Raw genomic sequence first — 17347 nt, forward strand, 5'->3', positions numbered from 1 at the left:
AATCGGAACCAAATTTCAAAATTTGGCACTGACATTCATCGACACACTATTGAGTTCTCAAAGAACACACGCACACACGATCTCCCGGGCTCTTATTCCCGCTCGATCGTGAGGCAACTTTTACAGCTTAGCCCCGTCCGCGCAGCAGAACCAAATCCGCTGGTTGGTTGGGAGCTAGTGTGATCATCAGGCGAAGCTCGTCTCACCGGAGTCGGTGTCCGTGTCGCTCTGACCTGGAATAAGTTACGTGTTGGTTGTTCGCATGTCAAATCGCCTGTTCAGGACGGGTTTTCGCGAACCCGTCCCGACACCGGCTGTTCAGTCCGCGGTTCCGACCCGTTCGATCCGGGCTCCCAGCGAGCGCAGGTTCTCCACGAAATCCGGGTAGCCACGGTCGATGTGGAAGACATCGTGGACCTCGGTGACACCGTCGGCGACCAGACCCGCGAGCACCAGACCCGCGCCGGCGCGAATGTCCGACGACCACACCGGCGCCGACGACAGTCGCGGAATCCCGCGCACCACAGCGTGATGCCCGTCGGTCCGGGCATCCGCGCCCAGGCGGATCATCTCTTCGACGAAACGGAACCGCGCTTCGAAAATGTTCTCGGTGATCATCGAGGTGCCGTCGGCGATCGCGGCCAGACCGATGGCCATCGGCTGCAGATCGGTGGGGAACCCGGGGAACGGCAGGGTCGAGAAGTTCACGGCGCGAGGGCGATCCGCCTGCACCACGCGAAAACCATCCGGTTCGAACGAGATTCGCGCGCCCGCGGAGCGCAGCTTGTCCAGCACCAGGGACAGGTGCTTGGGGTTGATGCCGGTCACCCGCACATCCCCGGTGGTCATGGCGGCGGCGATACCCCAGGTCGCGGCGACGATGCGATCACCGATCACCCGGTGGGTGGTCGGCGAGAGCTTGTCCACGCCCTCGATGGTCAGCACCGAGGTACCCGCGCCGGAGATCTTCGCGCCCATCCGCGCCAGCATGTTGCAGAGATCCACGATCTCCGGTTCACGCGCGGCATTGTCGATGACCGTCTCCCCCTCGGCCAGCACCGCGGCCATCAGGATGTTCTCGGTCGCGCCGACCGACGGGAAGTCCAGGCGAATCCGGGCGCCCTGCAGCTCCTCCGCGCGCGCCACCAGGCAGCCGTGCTCGATCTCGGAGGTCGCGCCCAGCAGTCGCAGACCGGCCTGATGCATATCCAACGGGCGCGAACCGATGGCGTCACCGCCCGGCAGCGCCACCACGGCCCGCTTGCAGCGCGCCATCAGCGGACCCAGCACACACACCGAGGCACGGAACTGGGTGACGGCCGGGAAGTCCGCGTGGTATTTCGGTTCCGGCGGCGTCGCGATGGTCACGGTCTCGTGGTCAACGGTGACGTCACATCCGAGACCGCGCAGCACCTCGGCCATGAGCGGCACGTCGAGGATGTCCGGGCAGTTCGTGATGGTGGTCGTCCCCTCGGCCAGCAACGCGGCGGCCATCAGTTTGAGGACGCTGTTCTTCGCGCCGCCTACCGCGACCTCACCGACGAGCCTGCTGCCCCCGGTCACCAGAAACCGTTCACTCACGGGGGTCAGCCTAGTGGTCCTCTCTCGCGCTCGCGGCGTCTCCGCCCGGCCGCCAAAGTATGTCGCCGTCCGGATTGGCGACCCGGCCGAGAATGAACAGCAGGTCGGACAGGCGGTTGAGGTATTTGGCGGGCAGCGCGTTCGTGTCGTCGGGGTGCGCCGCGACCGCGGCCCACGCCGAACGCTCGGCGCGTCGCGCCACGGTGCGGGCGGTGTGGAGCAGTGCCGCCAGCGGTGTACCGCCGGGCAGGATGAACGAATTCAACGGCGCCAGAGGCTCATTGAACTCGTCGCACCACTTCTCGAGGCGGTCGATGTAGACCTGGGTGATGCGCAGCGGCGGATACTTGGGCTCCGCGACAACGGGCGTGGACAGGTCCGCGCCGGCGTCGAACAAATCGTTCTGTATCGAACGCAGCACACCGAGCATCCGCTCGTCCGGCTGCCCGAGCGCGATGGCGACACCCAGTGCGGCATTGGTTTCGTCACAGTCGGCGTAGGCGATCAGCCGCGGGTCGGTCTTGGCCACCCGCGAGAAATCGCTCAGCCCCGTGGTGCCGTCGTCGCCGGTCCGCGTGTAGATCCGCGTCAAGTGAACGCTCACAGGATCACACTATCCGGCGCGGCGGCGGCGAATTCGCTCGGAGGGGCGGGATTCGACCCAGGAGAGGAAGGCAGCCATGGCGCCGCGATCGAGTGCCAGCTCGTAGCTGCCGCCACCGTCGGAGACCTGGACGATGACCTCGTCGGTCATGATGTCGTACTCGTCGTCCTGCGGGGACCGCCGCGGGCCCACCTCGATGGCGAGCCGGCGCATGGTGGAATCCGGGCCGAGCTTGAGGCTGGAGAGTTTGTAGAAGAGGAGCGTGTCCTCGTCGTAACGGATCAGGCCGTGCCGCCAGCCCCCGCCGTGGCCGCGGGCAGGCAGCACGCGCAGCAGGGCGGCGGTTCCGCCGCGGCGCAGCATCACCAGGCGATACGTCGAAGCCAGGGCCAGGCCGACAAGCAGCAACACCAGAATGATCAGAAGCCACATCCCGGTTTGCAATGCCGCTCCGTCCCTTCACATCCGCGTTGCTGTCGATCACTGACCGGCCGACGGCCGGGCCCCGCTTTCGGTCGATAGTAGCGACCGCGGAAAGGTGAAGTCCGGCCATCCACCGAATGTGACGTATGCGCTGATCAGCAGGGTGCGGAAGACATATCGGCCCATGGTGAACGACTCACCGTAAAAGCACCGGGTTGCCGATGTAGGTCGGGCTGTCGACCTCGACCGCCACGAACGAGCGCGCCTGGGCATAACCGCCGCACCCGTTCACCGTGAAGGTCTCGTCCGTCCAGCTGACGCCGGCGTGCGGGCCGGGAACCTTGTTGTAGCCCTCGGGGCAGCCTCGAGGTCGGGGCAATGTCGCCGGGCAGATTGTGGCAACGCGCCGAGCAGGTCGTTCTGAGTCACCTGCGTCATGTCGGTCGCCTCCCCGCCGCTGACGCCGCAATTCATTGCGTCGATATCCACCTGGCAGCCGACCACGTAGCCGGTGTGCATCGTGGCGGAAAAGTCGAAAGCGTCTGAATAGCCGGTACTTTGCCAAACGCTTCAGATCACTTCCGGGGACCGGCGAAAGCATTTAGCCACGTTGGGTAACCAAAATCTCAATTACGGCACAAAGTATCCGAAAACATCGGTCGCTTACCAGCTCCTGGCGGCAAGAGCCGAACGCGCGACCCGCTGAGCGGGATCGGCGATGGCCGTAAACTGGAACACGTTCTTATGCTCCGGACAATTGGGATGTCTTGGAAGGAGATTCCGTGGAAATTACCGCTGCGGTGGCCCGGGGAGCGGACGTGCCGTTCTCGATGGAGATCCTCACCCTGGAGGAACCGCGACCGGGCGAGGTGCTGGTGCGCATCGTCGCGTCCGGGGTCTGCCACACCGACCTGGTCACCAAGGGCGTGTTTCCCGCCGATTTGCCGATCGTGCTCGGACACGAGGGCGCCGGGATCGTCGAGCAGATTGGCTCGGAGGTAACCGGAATCGAAGTCGGTGACCATGTTCTGCTCACCTATGCCAGTTGCGGGACCTGTTCGCGATGCACCAACGGGCTTCCGCCCTATTGCGAGAATTTCGTCATTCTGAACACCTCGGGCGGACGCGCGGATTTCACCTCGCCGCTGAGCAGCAATGGCGAGCGCGTGATGGGCGCGTTCTTCGGGCAATCGAGTTTCGCCACCCACGCACTGGTGCCGGCACGCAGTGTCGTGGTGGTCGACAAGGACGTGGACCTGGTGGCCACCTCCCCGTTCGGGTGCGGTGTGCAGACCGGCGCGGGCGCGGTCGCCAATGTCATGAAGCCGGGGCCGAACGACTCGCTGGCCATCTTCGGCGTCGGCGGCGTGGGTATGGCGGCCCTCATGGCGGCCCGTGCCATCGGCGCGGGAACCATTGTCGCCATTGACCTTTCCGCCGATCGGCTGGCCGTGGCCAAGGAGCTCGGCGCGGACGTCACCATCGACGGCGCGGCCGAGGACGTGGTGGCGCAGATCGTCGCGGCGACCAACGGCGGCGCGAACTTCGCGCTCGACACGACCGCCCTCAATGCCGTCATCGCCAAGGGCCTGGAGGCGTTGGCCCCCATGGGCACTCTCGTGCTCGTCGGTCTGGGAGAGGCCAGCATGGACCTCGAAATCGGCCACCTCACCGGCAACGGCAAGGCCGTCCGGGGCTGCATCGAGGGCAGTGGCGATCCGCAGCGATTCATTCCGCAACTGCTGCAGTGGCATGCCGAAGGCAAGTTCCCGATCGAGAAGATCAGCAAGACCTACGCCTTCACCGATATCGACACCGCGGTCGCGGACGCCCACCACGGCGCCACGATCAAGCCCATTCTCACCTTCCAGTGAGAACGACACCCTCGCGAGCGGCTGGTGCCGGGCGCGAGTGCGGGCCGGTGTGAACGCGAAAAAGCGGCGGCCCCAGGGGTTTTCCCTGGGACCGCCGCTCTCGGTTTCAGCACCGGAAGGCTAGGCAGCCGCCGCCTTCTCGATCGCCCGCAGCTGGCCCTGTGCCTTGGCCAGCGCGGCCGGGCTCGCATCCGGGTCGGCGACAACGGCCTTGGCGGCCGCCTCGTCGATATCGAAGGCGAAATCGGCGGATTCGGCCAGCACGCGCACCGAAGTGGCGGTGACCGAGAAGAACCCGCCGTGCACGGCCACGACCACACGCTCGTCGTCGTCGGACACGATGGTCACGGTGCCGGCCTCGACCAGCTGCCCGAGCAGTGGTTCGTGGCCGGCCAGGATGCCGATCTCACCCTCCGTGGTCTGAGCCGAGACGAACTTCGCCCGGCCCGACCACAGCAGCCGCTCGACGGCGACCAGATCAACTGACATATCCGCCATGGTGGACTACTTCCCGGCGATCTTCTTCGCAGCAGCCTCGACGTCGTCCAGGCCACCGCAGGAGTTGAACGCCTGCTCCGGCAGGTGGTCGAACTCGCCCTTGCAGACCCGATCGAAGTCGTCGATGGTCTGCTCCAGCGGCACGACGGAACCCTCCTGGCCGGTGAACTTCTCGGCCACGATGAAGTTCTGGCCCAGGAACTTCTCCAGGCGACGGGCGCGACCGACGAGGACCTTGTCCTCTTCGGAGAGCTCGTCCATACCCAGAATCGCGATGATGTCCTGGAGTTCCTTGTACTTCTGCAGGATTCGCTTGACCTCGTTGGCCACCCGGAAGTGACGCTCGCCGACGATCGAGGCCTCGAGGATTCGCGAGGTCGACGACAGCGGGTCGACGGCCGGGTAGATGCCCTTCTGCGAAATCGGACGCGACAGCTCGGTGGTGGCGTCCAGGTGCGCGAAGGTGGTGGCCGGCGCGGGGTCGGTGTAGTCGTCCGCGGGCACGTAGATCGCCTGCATCGAGGTGATCGAGCGGCCACGGGTCGAGGTGATGCGCTCCTGCAGCTGACCCATCTCGTCCGCCAGGGTCGGCTGGTAACCGACGGCCGAAGGCATACGACCCAGCAGGGTCGAGACCTCGGAACCGGCCTGGGTGAAGCGGAAGATGTTGTCGATGAACAGCAGAACGTCCTGGTTCTGCACGTCGCGGAAGTACTCGGCCATGGTCAGGGCCGAGAGGGCGACACGCATACGCGTCCCCGGCGGCTCGTCCATCTGGCCGAAGACGAGGGCGGTGTCCTGGAGGACGCCCATCTCTTCCATTTCCAGGTGCAGGTCGGTGCCCTCACGGGTGCGCTCACCGACGCCGGCGAACACGGACGTGCCGGAGAACTCACGCGCGATACGGGTGATCATCTCCTGGATCAGAACGGTCTTGCCGACACCGGCACCACCGAACAGACCGATCTTGCCACCCTTCACGTACGGGGTGAGCAGGTCGATGACCTTGATGCCCGTCTCCAGGATCTCGGTCTTGCCCTCGAGCTGGTCGAAGGCGGGCGGCTGGCGGTGGATGCCCCACTGCTCGCCGTCGCGGCCCAGGCCGGGGGTGTCGAGGCAGTCGCCGAGCGCGTTGAACACGTGGCCCTTGACGACGTCACCGACGGGCACCGAGATCGGCTTGCCGGTGTCGCGCACCTCGGCGCCACGGATCAGACCGTCGGTCGGCTGCATCGAGATGGTGCGAACGATGTTGTCGCCCAGGTGCTGCGCGACCTCGAGGGTCAGGGTCTTGGCCACGGACGCGAGCGCGATGTCCACGTTCAGGGCGTTGTACAGGTCGGGAATGGAACCGCGCGGGAACTCGACGTCCACGACGGGTCCGATGACGCGGGCGACACGGCCTGTGCCGACCCGGGTTTCAGTAGCTGCGGTCATTGGTTCTCTTCCTGGGCCTTAGTCGCGGTCCGAGCTCGACGCCAGCGCGTTGGCGCCACCGACGATTTCCGTGATTTCCTGCGTAATCTGTGCCTGGCGCAACGAGTTCGCGGTCCGGGTCAGCGAGTTGACCAGTTCCGTGGCGTTGTCCGTCGCGGCCTTCATGGCGGTGCGGCGCGCAGCCGACTCCGATGCCGCCGCCTCGAGCAGCGACGAGTAGATCCGAGTGTTGACGTACTTCGGCAGCAGCGCGCCCAGCAGGCGATCCGCGTCCGGCTCGAACTCGTACTGGGCGACCGGCTCCGCCGACGGGGAGTCGCTGAAGCTGTCGGGACCCATGTCGAAGTTCTCGTCCACGAACGTCACCTGGATCGGCGCCAGGCGACGCACCTCCGGCTGCTGCGACAGCATCGACACGAAACGCGTGTAGACGATGTGCAGTTCGTCGACGCCGGCCATGGTGCCGGCCCCGTTCGGGGACGTCACCTCACCGTCGGATCCGGCCATGAAAGCCTCGACCAGGTGGTTGCACGCGGCGGACGCGTCCACGTAGTTCGGCTGCTGGGAGAAGCCCAGCCAGGAGCCGTTTACGGTGCGACGGCGGAAGGTGTAGTACGTCAGGCCCTTCGCGCCCATCACGTACAGCACCGGCTCCTTGCCCTCGGTGCGCAGCGTGGTCATGAGCTCCTCGGCGCGCTTGAGCACGTTGGAGTTGTAGCCACCACACATACCACGGTCGGAGGTGATGACCAGAACCGCTGCGCGGCGCGGGTTCTCACGCTCGGTGAGCAGCGGGTGGTTGAGATTCCCACTGGCGCTCGCCAATTCGGCGAGCACCTTGGTGATCTCCTCCGCGTAGGGCTTGGCGGCGGCAACGCGCGCCTGCGCCTTGCTGATTCGCGAGGTCGCGATCAGTTCCTGCGCCTTGGTGATCTTCTTGATCGAGCTCACGGAACGAATACGGGAGCGAAGTTCACGCACGCTTGGCATTAGCGGTTCACACTCCCTTCATTCGTCGATTCGGTCATTCGCATGTGCTCGTCTCGATTACTTCTCGACGTGCTTGCGGGTGACGGAAAGAGACTCGACCTCTTCGTGGTCCAGCTGGCCGGCCTCGGCCTCGACGACGCGGGTGCCGTCGGACGCCAGGAAGCCCTGCTTGAACTTGTCGGTCGCGGCCTTGATGGCGTCGGCGGCCTCGCCCTCGAGCACCTTGGCGCCGCCCTGCAGGGCGTCGAAGGAGGACTGCACGGTGGCGTGCAGGCTCTCCAGCAGCTCGGCGTTGAAGCGGCGGATGTCGCCGACCGGGACGGAGTCGTAGTAGCCGCCGTCCACCAGGAACAGCGAAACGACCTGGTCCTCGACCGAAACCGGGGCGTACTGGTCCTGCTTGAGCAGCTCGACCCAGCGCGCGCCACGCTCCAGCTGGGCCAGCGAGGCGGCATCCAGGTCGGAGGCGAAGGCGGAGAACGCCTCGAGCTCACGGTAGGAGGCCAGCTCCAGACGCAGCGAACCGGAGACCTTCTTCATGGCCTTGGTCTGCGCGGCACCACCGACTCGGGACACCGAGATACCGACGTTGATGGCCGGGCGGACACCCTTGTTGAAGAGGTCCGACTCCAGGAACACCTGGCCGTCGGTGATGGAGATGACGTTGGTCGGGATGAACGCCGAGACGTCGTTGGCCTTGGTCTCGATGATCGGCAGACCGGTCATCGAGCCCGCGCCCAGCTCGTCGGACAGCTTCGCGCAACGCTCCAGCAGACGCGAGTGCAGGTAGAAGACGTCACCCGGGTACGCCTCGCGGCCCGGCGGGCGACGCAGCAGCAGCGAGATGGCGCGGTAGGCCTCGGCCTGCTTGGACAGATCGTCGAACACGATCAGGACGTGCTTGCCCTGGTACATCCAGTGCTGGCCGAGGGCCGAACCGGTGTAGGGGGCCAGCCACTTGAAGCCGGCGGAGTCCGACGCGGGCGCCGCGACGATGGTGGTGTACTCCATCGCGCCGTGCGCCTCGAGCGCGGACTTCACACCCGCGATGGTGGAGCCCTTCTGGCCGATCGCGACGTAGATGCAGCGCACCTGCTTCGACGGATCGCCGGTCGCCCAGTTGGCCTTCTGGTTGATGATGGCGTCGATGCAGACCGCGGTCTTGCCGGTCTTGCGGTCGCCGATGACGAGCTGACGCTGGCCGCGGCCGATGGCGGTCAGGGCGTCGATGGCGGTGATGCCGGTGGCCATGGGCTCACCGACCGGCTGACGCTCCAGCACGGTCGCGGCCTGCAGCTCGAGCACGCGACGCTCGTCGGCCTCGATCTCGCCCAGGCCGTCGATCGGCGCGCCCAGCGGGTCGATGACGCGGCCGAGGAACTTGTCGCCCACGGGAACCGAGAGCACGTCGCCGGTGCGGCGGACCTGCTGGCCCTCTTCGATGGTGTCGAACTCACCCAGGATGACGGCACCGATCTCGGTATCCTCCAGGTTCAGCGCCACGCCGAGGACGCCGCCCGGGAACTCCAGCAGCTCGTTGGCCATCGCGGACGGCAGGCCGCTGATGTGGGCGATACCGTCGCCGGTGTCGGTGACGACACCGACCTCTTCGATGGAGGTCTCGGGGGTGTAGGTCTGGGTGTAGCTCTCGATCGCGCTACGGATCTCATCGGGGGAGATCGTCAGCTCCGCCATGTTCTTCCTGCTCTCGCTGTGGTCTCGAATGTCGGTGTGTAAGTGCCTCGCCGGCGAGCCGGCAAAACTGCGCCGTTGGGCGTTCGTCTCTAAGCGAGAGACTGACGCAAGCGCTGGAGGCGGCCGACGGCGCTGCCGTCGATCAGGTCGTCGCCGACGCGCACGACGACGCCGGCCAGCAGGCTCGGGTCCTCCTGCACGTGCACCGTGACGGGCTTGTCGTAGATGCGCTGCAGCGAAGCCGCCAGGTGCTCGCGCTGCTGCGGCGTCAGGGCCACCGCGGCACGGACATGCGCCACGATCTGCTCCCGGAGCGAAGCCGCCAGGTTGGACAGCTCGTCGATGGCCGCGCCGGCATCGCCCGTGTGACGCAGCACGGCCTGCTCGGCCAGCTGCAGGGTGATGTCCTCGACCTTGCCCGCGAGCAGACGCTGCACCAGGGCGAGCTTGGCTTCCGCCGGCTTGCCGTGGTCCTGCAGCGCCTGCTCCAGGTCCGGGTTGTCGTCGATGATCCGGGCCAGCCGGAACAGCTCGTCCTCGACGGCGTCCAGGCGGCCACGCTCGTCCGCGGCGCGCAGCAGCGCTTCGCGGCCGAGCAGGACCAGCGTGTCGACCAGATCGCGGGCCCGTGACCAGTCCTGGGCCACCGCCGTGGTCAGCACGGCCAGGGTGGTGCCGCTGATCTTGCCGCCGAAGACGCGTTCGGCCAGCTCGGCGCGCGCCGAACTCGACACCGACTTATCCGCGAGCGCCACACGCAGCGAACGCTGGTCGTCGAGGACGGCGACAACGGCGAACAGTTCCGACCCCGTAGTAGCCGCGACGGTGTCGCTACCGGTCAGAGCGGCCCGAAGAGCTTCCCGCGCACGGGAACTCGCCTCGCGGCTCGCTGCGTACATGCTTCCCACTTTCGCGTCGTTACCTTCCGACCCCGATGCCGGCGTTCGCGTCCAGTTCCGCCAGGAACCGGTCGATCGACGCCGCCTGCTTGGCCTCGTCGGCCACCGACTGACCGATGATCTTCTCGGCCAGGTCGACCGCGGTACGGCCCAGCTCGGACCGCAGCTCGGTCACGATCTGCTGGCGCTGTGCCTCCAGCTGCGAGTGACCGGCGGCCACGATGCGGTCGGCCTCGGCCTGCGCATCGGTACGCATCTGCGACAGGATGGCCGCACCCTGGGTGCGGGCTTCCTCACGGATACGGGCAGCCTCGAGGCGAGCCTCGGCCAGCTGCTCCTGGTACTGCTGCAGGGTGGCCTGCGCCTCGGCCTGCACGGCCTCGGCCTTGGCGATACCGCCCTCGATCTTCTCGGAACGCTCGTCGAGCACCTTGGTCAGGCGCGGGACGACGTACTTGGCGAAGACAAAGGCGATAACGATGAAGACGATCGCAGACCAGACAATGTCATAGGTCTTCGGGACGAGGGGGTTGATGTCCTCCTCGGCCGCGAGCAAGTAAATGCTGTTCATCGTTGATTCCTAGTCTTTTGCCGGAATCAGAAAATGAAGCCGGCGACGAGACCGATCAGCGCCAGGGCCTCGGTGAACGCGATACCCAGGAACATGTTGGTCCGGATGGTGCCCTGCAGCTCGGGCTGGCGGGCGATGCCCTCGATGGCCTTACCGACGACGATGCCAACACCGATGCCGGGGCCGATCGCAGCGAGGCCGTAACCGATGGCGCCGAAGCCCTTGGACTTGGACTCGGCAACTTCAGCAGCCAGGTACGAGAGGGTGCTCATGTGTGTTTCATTCCCTTTCTGTCGCCCACCCGCCGGGCGGCGTGGAAGGCAGGTTTGTGATGTTGGTGCGGTCGGTCAGTGAGAGTCGGCGTGCTGCGCCAGACCGATGTAGACAGCGGTCAGCAGCGCGAACACGTACGCCTGCAGGAAAACCACCAGCAGCTCGAAGAGGGTGAAGCCGAGGCCCGCGAGCAGCGAGAACGGCGAGAACACCTTCATCCAGGAGACGGCATCGAACAGGAAGAACTGGGTGGCACTGAAGAACAGCACCAACATGATGTGGCCTGCCAGCATGTTCGCCATGAGACGGACTGTCAGCGTGAACGGGCGCAGCACGAAGGTCGAGATGAACTCGATCGGGATCAGCAGCACGTGCAGCGCGGGCGGCACATTCGGCACCACGATGGACGAGCGCATGTATTTCAGGAAGCCGTACTTCTTGATGCCCACGTAGTTGAAGGTGATGTAGGCGACGACCGCCAGCACCAGGGGCATGCCGATTCGCGCGTTCGACGAGATGTTCAGGCCCGGAATGACACCCGAGATGTTCAGGAACAGCACGGTGAAGAAGATCGACGCGATCAGCGGGAAGAACTTCTTGCCGGATTCCTTGCCGAGCACCTCGTCGCAGATCTGCTCCTTGACGAACACCAGACCGGATTCGGCGACATTCTGCAGTCCGCGCGGAACCAACTGCGGCCGACGGAAAGCGGCGAACATCACGGCCAGGAGAACGACCGACATGAGGATGCGGATCAGCATCAAACGGTCGAGCTCGAAAGGCGTCCCCTCGAACAGCACTGCTGGAGGGAAGAAGTCGTTGAGTGACGGCGCGTGGAACTCGCCCGCCAAAATGGTGACGCTCAGCGTTCTCTCCCGTGGTCGGCCGCAGGAGATAGTTTTCTCCTGCGGTTCGATCGGACATTGACGATCTGGTGGGTCGACTCAGGTCGGCTCGAAGTTCGTCAGCAGCTGTGGCATCACGCCCTGGCGTCTGTACGCGCGTCGGCGACATCGTCGACGGTGCAGAACCGTGACCCTATGGGTCCGGTACGGCTGTAAGCATAACCTGCTCTCAGGCGGGTCTAAGGTGACCCCCCCTGTTGATTCGGTTGGCTACAGGTAAAGAGTTTATCAAGTTATCTACGACAATGCGTAGGGGGTCGCCGAAACGCGTGATGAACGCCGTTTCGCGAGGTCGCCGCGGGGGTCCCGGGCTACAGGTCGCGGTCCACCTGCACGGTCGGAACCCGTTGGCGCAGAAGACCGTACGTCTCCGCACCCAGCACGATGAGCAGCGCGGCGACCACGGTGCAGAACAGGGCGCCGCGGCTGTAGAAGTCGTACTGCTGGAGCACTGCGACGACAATCACTGTCAGCAGCAGCTTTCCGACCCAGCTGCCGAGCAGCACGATGCCCTGCAGGCCCGATTCGATCTTGGCGCTGAACAACACCGAGGCGGCGGTGGTGAGAATGAAGGCGCCACCCAGGGCGGCGCCGATCAACGCGCCCCACAGGCCGGGCAGGCCCGCGAAGACGGTCGAGAGGATGGCCGAAACCACAACCAGCACAGCCAAACCGGCGATGCCATAGCGCAGAGCCGCGCGCAGCGGGGCGTCGGGACCGGGATCGGAAGGCGTGCTCACGTTCAGCAACTCTACCCGGCGGCGTGATCGCGATCGCGGGGCGGTTTGCGGACGGAGTTGATCTTCAGTTCCCGCCAGGACGGCACCGCAGTGACGATCAGCGCGAAAACCAGTCCGGCCGCGAACAACAGCACCACCATGCGCCGATCCGAGATCAGCGAGGTCCCGACCGCGCCGAATGCGAGCACACTCACCCACAGATAGATCACCAGCACCACGCGGCGCTGCGAATGCCCGATCTGCAGCAAACGGTGATGCAGATGCATTTTGTCCGGGGTGGAAAAACTCACACCCGCGCGGACACGACGGACCACCGCCAGAACGAGATCGAGTACCGGAATGAACATCACCGCACCCACCAGCAACAACGGCGACAGCAGACCCACGATGTCGCGCGGGCCGTAACCCTGCAGCGGAATTCGCCCGGAAGCGCCGGTGGACACCGCGGCCAGCATCAATCCGATGAGCATGGATCCGGTATCACCCATGAAAATGCGGGCTGGAGAAAAATTGTGCGGCAGAAATCCCAGGCACGCACCGGCCAGCGCCGCGGCCAGCAACGCGGGCGGATAGGTGTCGGTGGAACCGCCCACCTCATAGAGCAAACCCACGGTGAACACGAAAACCGCGACCGCCGCGATGAAACCGAGGCCCGCGGCCAAACCATCCAGGCCGTCCACGAAATTCATGGCATTCACGACCGTCACCGTGATGCCCACCGTCACCAGACCGCCCTGGAGCGGATCGAGCACCACGGTCTCGTTGGTGAAGGGGTTGTAGATGGCCACCCAGCTCAAGCCCATCACGGCCATCACACCCGCAGCGGTGATCTGGCCGACCAGTTTGGTCAGCCAGTCCAGGCCCCAGCGGTCGTCGATGATGCCGACCAGCACGATGAGCGTGGCCGCGGCCAGCACCGCCGGAATGTCCTTGGGATAGTCGAATCCGCGGCGCAGTGCGGGCAGCTGGTGGGCGAACAGCACGGCCGCCAGCAGCCCCAGATAGATGCCCAGCCCGCCCATTCGCGGAATCGGCTTCACGTGCACATCGCGCTCACGCGGAATGGCGACCGCGCCGAAGGCGATGGCCAGCACCCGGATTCCACCGGTGGTCAGGTAGGCGATGACCGTGGCGACGAGCAGCACCAGCAGCAGCTCCCGCAGCGGGACGACCGCGCCCTGGCTGAATACGCCCTGACTCAGCAGCATTTAACGGGCCGTCACCGCGCGCCCGCCTGACGGAGCTCCTCGGGCGACATGCCGAGCACCTCCGCGACCTTCTCGACCGGCACCGCGCCCTCGCGCAGAATGCGCGGGGTGTCGGCGGTGAGGTCGACGATGGTGGACGCCACCGCGTGATCGGCCGGTCCGCCGTCGAGGTACACCCCGACCAGATCGCCGAGCTGCGCCTGCGCCTCGGCCACCGTGGTGGCGGGCGGTTGTCCGGAGACGTTCGCGCTCGACACCGCCAGCGGACCCACCTCGCGCAGCAGCTCCAGCGCGACCGGGTGCAGCGGCATGCGCAGCATCACCGTACCGCGCGCGTCGCCCAGATCCCAGGCCAGCGAAGGAGCCTGCTGCACAACGAGACTCAGCCCGCCCGGCCAGAAGGCGCGGATCAGCTCACGGGCCTGCGGGCGCACCGAGAAGACCAGTCCGTCGATGGTGTTCCACGACCCGACCAGCACCGGCACCGGCATGTCCCGCCCGCGCCGCTTGGCGGCCAGCAGCGCGCTCACCGCCTGACTGTCGAACGCGTCGGCAGCGAGTCCGTAGAGCGTGTCGGTCGGAATGACGGCCAATCGCCCGGACTTCAGCGTGCTGCGCGCGGCACTCAGGCCGGCGGCGCGGGAGTCGGGATCGGCACAGTCGTAGACGGTACTCACGGCTGACATCTTGGCACGGATCAACTCTCGATAGCTCTCAGGGGCAAGCCCCTGAAACCCCGGGAATCCCGGGGGGCTCCGCCCCCGAACCCCCGACGAGCCTGTCGGAGCCCGCGCCTTGAACTCCCGCCGACCGTTGGAGCCCCGACCCCGAACCCTCGACGAAGCGTTGGAGCCCCGGCTGCCCCGAACGCCGACCGGGTAAGCGCGACGGCCGCAAGCACCGGAAAGGGCCCTTGCGGCTCCGGGCGAACGTAGGCTCGGGGGCGACGAAGGAGGCACGACTCATGATGCGTGCGATCTGGAACGGGACGGTTATCGCCGAGGCTCCGCGGACCGTGGAGGTCGAGGGGAATCAGTACTTTCCGGTGGAGTCGTTGAAGCGGGAGTTCTTCAGTGAGAGCTCTCACCACACCGTGTGCCCGTGGAAGGGCATTGCGAGCTATTACTCGGTAACGGTGGACGGGAAGGAGAATCCCGACGCGGCCTGGTACTACCCGAAGCCGAGCCCGCTGGCGCGCAAGATCAGGGATCATGTCGCGTTCTGGCACGGCGTGGAGATCGAGGGCAGCCCCGAATAACCGTCAGTCGGCGGTGCGGCGGGCCACGACGAAGCGGGGCTTTCCGGCGAGGTCGGGGTGTTCGACGATGTCGGTGAAGCCGCCGTGGGCGGCGAAGAGGGCGACGACGCCGGAGCCGTTGGTGTCGTCGTGTTCGACTGCCACCGTGCCGTCTTCGCGCAGGAGGCGGGCGATGGTGGCGGTCATGGGGCGGATGACGGACAGGCCGTCGGGGCCGCCGAAGAGGGCGCGGTGCGGGTCGTGGTCGATCACCTCGGGATCGAGTTCGGCGTCCTCGGGGATGTAGGGCGGGTTGCAGACGACCACGTCCACTCGGCCGTTGAGCTGCTCGAGGATGGCGGGGTCGGTGACGTCGCCGGCGATCAGGTCGATCGGAGTGTCGCCCTCGTCGGCCAGTTGCAGCGCATTGCGGCGGGCCCAGGCCAGGGCCTCGGTGTCGAGTTCGACGGCATGCACCTGGGCGTCGGGACGGGCGTGAGCGATGGCCAGGGCCAGCGCGCCGGAACCGGTGCACAGGTCCACCACGATCGGCTGATGCTCATGGCCGAGGGCTTCGAGCTGACCGAGCGCCCAGGCGAACAGCAATTCCGTCTCCGGGCGCGGGACGAAGACGCCGGGGCCGACCGCGAGGTCGATCTCCCCCATCGCCGCGGTGCCCGTAAGGTGCTGTAGCGGAACGCGTTCCGCCCGGCTGGCGACCAGCTTGCGGTACTCCTCCAGCTGGTCGGGGGTGAGCATGGGCATGAGGGCGAGGCGCCCGCGATCGACGCCCAGCACATGTGCCGCAAGGTATTCCGCGTCGGCCCGGGGGCTGTGGACCCCGGCCGCGGCCAAGATCTCGACGGCCTCCCGGACGGCGGGGCGCAACGGTACACGACTCACGGTACTCCCCCGCCTCTCCGAGCCTTCGGCGGACGGCTGAGAGCCGTCGACCGCCATGAATCCGTGCCTGCGGTCGAGTGCCGAACCGATTTCGGACGTACCCGAGGAGTTACCCAAACCGCAACGAAATCAGCTGTCACGTTGAGAAACGCTCTTGGTCGTCCATTGCTGTCGTGATGATACGCCGGTTACTCGGCGGCCAGGCGGGCGGCGCGGTCGGCTTCGCCCAGGGCGTTGAACAGGTCATCGAGGTTACCGTCCAGCACCGAGTCCAGATTGTGCGCCTTGAAACCGATGCGGTGATCGGCGATGCGGTTCTCCGGGAAGTTGTAGGTGCGGATGCGCTCGGAGCGGTCCACCGTGCGGATCTGCGACGCACGGCCCGCGGCCGCGTCGGCATCGGCCTGTTCCTCGGCGAGGGCCTGCAGCCGCGCCGCCAGCACCTGCTTGGCGCGAATCTTGTTCTGCAGCTGCGAGCGTTCGTTCTGGCAGGTCACCACCAGGCCGGTGGGCAGATGGGTGATGCGCACGGCCGAGTCCGTGGTGTTGACGCCCTGGCCGCCCTTGCCGGAGGAGCGGTAGACGTCGATCCGTAGGTCCTTCTCGTCGATCTCGACTTCCTCGACCTCGTCCGGCTCCGGGTACACCAGTACGCCCGCGGCCGAGGTGTGAATGCGCCCTTGGGATTCGGTGACCGGCACACGCTGCACGCGGTGCACGCCGCCCTCGAACTTGAGCTTGGACCACACGCCGTCGCGGGTCGCTTCCTTGCTCTTGATGGAGAAGCTGGCGTCCTTGTACCCGTCCAGATCGGAGTAGGTGACGCCGAGCACCTCGACCTTCCAGCCGTGCCGTTCCGCGTAGCGCAGGTACATGCGGGCCAGATCGGAGGCGAACAGCGCCGATTCCTCGCCGCCCTCACCGGATTTCACCTCGAGGATGACATCGTCGGAGTCGTGCGGGTCGCGTGGCGCGAGCAGGTCGGTGAGCTGCTTGTCCAGCTCCTCCACCTGCTCCTGCAGGCCCGGGACCTCGGCGGCGAAGGACGAATCGTCGGCCGCGAGCTCCTCGGCGGCGGCCAGATCCTCGCGCGCCGTCTTCAACTTGTTGTAGGTGGCCATGATCGGTCCGAGTTCGGCGAACCGCTTGCCCACACGCCGTGCCGCACCCGGATCGTTGTGCAGCGCCGGGTCCGCGAGCTGGGTTTCGAGACCCGCGTACTCGGCCAAGATGTCATCGATCGCGGACGGGGCCGCCTGCTTGTCGGCCATGGCGTGTGAGCTCCTTCGAGAACTTGGTACTGAACATAAGCGAGAGAGGAACCGCCCACGGTTCGCGTCCCGGATCGATTCTGGACTGCGGCTGGAATCGGCCTCCGCCTTGGAGCGGGGGAGCGAAGCGGAGGAGGGAAGAATCGAGCTTGCAGGGCCGCGGACAGCCGGAGCGAAGCGGAGGCAATTAAACACCGACGCCCGGCCTGCGGTGCGCAGGACGGGCGTCGGCGGGACA

19 protein-coding genes and 1 pseudogene are annotated in these 17347 nt (G+C 66.3%); 2 read left to right on the forward strand and 18 right to left on the reverse strand.

What is annotated here, in order from left to right:
• Positions 1-318 precede the first annotated feature (318 nt).
• From murA to AB0L60_RS34885, 5 genes and pseudogenes are all read right to left on the reverse strand, one after another.
• Positions 319-1581 (reverse strand): UDP-N-acetylglucosamine 1-carboxyvinyltransferase, encoded by a 1263-nt coding sequence (gene murA, locus AB0L60_RS34865; RefSeq protein WP_364623179.1) that lies wholly within the window; start codon positions 1579-1581, stop codon positions 319-321.
• 10 nt (positions 1582-1591) lie between these two features.
• On the reverse strand, positions 1592-2185 hold the full coding sequence (locus tag AB0L60_RS34870) for a cob(I)yrinic acid a,c-diamide adenosyltransferase (protein ID WP_354849562.1): 594 nt from the start codon (positions 2183-2185) through the stop codon (positions 1592-1594).
• A gap of 9 nt (positions 2186-2194) precedes the next feature.
• The gene (locus AB0L60_RS34875; protein ID WP_364623440.1) at positions 2195-2617 is read right to left on the reverse strand and encodes a DUF2550 domain-containing protein; all 423 of its coding nucleotides are present in this window, start codon (positions 2615-2617) and stop codon (positions 2195-2197) included.
• 187 nt (positions 2618-2804) lie between these two features.
• Positions 2805-2987 (reverse strand): MspA family porin, encoded by a 183-nt coding sequence (locus AB0L60_RS34880; RefSeq protein WP_364623183.1) that lies wholly within the window; start codon positions 2985-2987, stop codon positions 2805-2807.
• A 62-nt stretch (positions 2988-3049) separates the two neighbouring features.
• Positions 3050-3127: pseudogene (locus tag AB0L60_RS34885) on the reverse strand (mspA family protein); the annotation flags it as partial.
• A 263-nt stretch (positions 3128-3390) separates the two neighbouring features.
• Between AB0L60_RS34885 and AB0L60_RS34890 the strand changes: the two are divergent.
• A complete protein-coding gene (locus AB0L60_RS34890; RefSeq protein ID WP_364623187.1) occupies positions 3391-4482 on the forward strand; it encodes an NAD(P)-dependent alcohol dehydrogenase in 1092 nt (363 codons plus the stop codon).
• Positions 4483-4602: 120 nt separating this feature from the next.
• On the opposite strand, the gene AB0L60_RS34895 is transcribed toward AB0L60_RS34890, so the two are convergent.
• The 11 genes from AB0L60_RS34895 to AB0L60_RS34945 form a co-directional block, all read right to left on the reverse strand.
• The gene (locus AB0L60_RS34895) at positions 4603-4980 is read right to left on the reverse strand and encodes a F0F1 ATP synthase subunit epsilon (RefSeq protein ID WP_364623190.1); all 378 of its coding nucleotides are present in this window, start codon (positions 4978-4980) and stop codon (positions 4603-4605) included.
• 6 nt (positions 4981-4986) lie between these two features.
• Positions 4987-6417 carry a F0F1 ATP synthase subunit beta gene (gene atpD / locus AB0L60_RS34900; RefSeq protein WP_157388301.1) on the reverse strand — a complete coding sequence of 477 codons (1431 nt, stop codon included), beginning with the start codon at positions 6415-6417 and terminating at the stop codon, positions 4987-4989.
• Positions 6418-6435: 18 nt separating this feature from the next.
• Positions 6436-7407 carry a F0F1 ATP synthase subunit gamma gene (locus tag AB0L60_RS34905; RefSeq protein ID WP_364623194.1) on the reverse strand — a complete coding sequence of 324 codons (972 nt, stop codon included), beginning with the start codon at positions 7405-7407 and terminating at the stop codon, positions 6436-6438.
• A gap of 57 nt (positions 7408-7464) precedes the next feature.
• Positions 7465-9102: a F0F1 ATP synthase subunit alpha gene (gene atpA, locus AB0L60_RS34910; RefSeq protein ID WP_364623197.1), complete on the reverse strand. Its 1638-nt coding sequence runs from the start codon at positions 9100-9102 to the stop codon at positions 7465-7467.
• A gap of 89 nt (positions 9103-9191) precedes the next feature.
• On the reverse strand, positions 9192-10001 hold the full coding sequence (locus AB0L60_RS34915) for a F0F1 ATP synthase subunit delta (protein ID WP_364623199.1): 810 nt from the start codon (positions 9999-10001) through the stop codon (positions 9192-9194).
• Positions 10002-10020: 19 nt separating this feature from the next.
• Entirely contained in the window at positions 10021-10572 is a 552-nt protein-coding gene (locus AB0L60_RS34920) for a F0F1 ATP synthase subunit B (protein WP_040856076.1), read from the reverse strand.
• Between the two features lie 26 nt (positions 10573-10598).
• Positions 10599-10844: an ATP synthase F0 subunit C gene (locus AB0L60_RS34925; RefSeq protein WP_040856073.1), complete on the reverse strand. Its 246-nt coding sequence runs from the start codon at positions 10842-10844 to the stop codon at positions 10599-10601.
• A gap of 75 nt (positions 10845-10919) precedes the next feature.
• The gene (gene atpB, locus AB0L60_RS34930; RefSeq protein WP_364623443.1) at positions 10920-11645 is read right to left on the reverse strand and encodes a F0F1 ATP synthase subunit A; all 726 of its coding nucleotides are present in this window, start codon (positions 11643-11645) and stop codon (positions 10920-10922) included.
• A 416-nt stretch (positions 11646-12061) separates the two neighbouring features.
• Positions 12062-12499 (reverse strand): hypothetical protein, encoded by a 438-nt coding sequence (locus AB0L60_RS34935; RefSeq protein ID WP_354849541.1) that lies wholly within the window; start codon positions 12497-12499, stop codon positions 12062-12064.
• Between the two features lie 2 nt (positions 12500-12501).
• Positions 12502-13698, reverse strand: coding sequence for an MraY family glycosyltransferase (locus AB0L60_RS34940; RefSeq protein ID WP_354849539.1), 1197 nt, complete (start codon positions 13696-13698; stop codon positions 12502-12504).
• 11 nt (positions 13699-13709) lie between these two features.
• Complete coding sequence (locus AB0L60_RS34945) at positions 13710-14375, reverse strand: L-threonylcarbamoyladenylate synthase (RefSeq protein ID WP_354849536.1); 666 nt, start codon at positions 14373-14375, stop codon at positions 13710-13712.
• Between the two features lie 287 nt (positions 14376-14662).
• On the opposite strand from AB0L60_RS34945, the gene AB0L60_RS34950 reads away from it, so the two are divergent.
• Positions 14663-14956: a DUF427 domain-containing protein gene (locus AB0L60_RS34950; RefSeq protein WP_364623206.1), complete on the forward strand. Its 294-nt coding sequence runs from the start codon at positions 14663-14665 to the stop codon at positions 14954-14956.
• Positions 14957-14959: 3 nt separating this feature from the next.
• On the opposite strand, the gene prmC is transcribed toward AB0L60_RS34950, so the two are convergent.
• Together prmC and prfA are read right to left on the reverse strand one after the other, a co-directional pair.
• On the reverse strand, positions 14960-15838 hold the full coding sequence (prmC, locus tag AB0L60_RS34955) for a peptide chain release factor N(5)-glutamine methyltransferase (RefSeq protein WP_364623208.1): 879 nt from the start codon (positions 15836-15838) through the stop codon (positions 14960-14962).
• A 188-nt stretch (positions 15839-16026) separates the two neighbouring features.
• Complete coding sequence (prfA, locus tag AB0L60_RS34960) at positions 16027-17109, reverse strand: peptide chain release factor 1 (protein ID WP_364623211.1); 1083 nt, start codon at positions 17107-17109, stop codon at positions 16027-16029.
• Between the last annotated feature and the right edge of the window lie 238 nt (positions 17110-17347).

This window comes from Nocardia sp. NPDC051981 (assembly GCF_040680715.1).
GTDB lineage: Bacteria > Actinomycetota > Actinomycetes > Mycobacteriales > Mycobacteriaceae > Nocardia.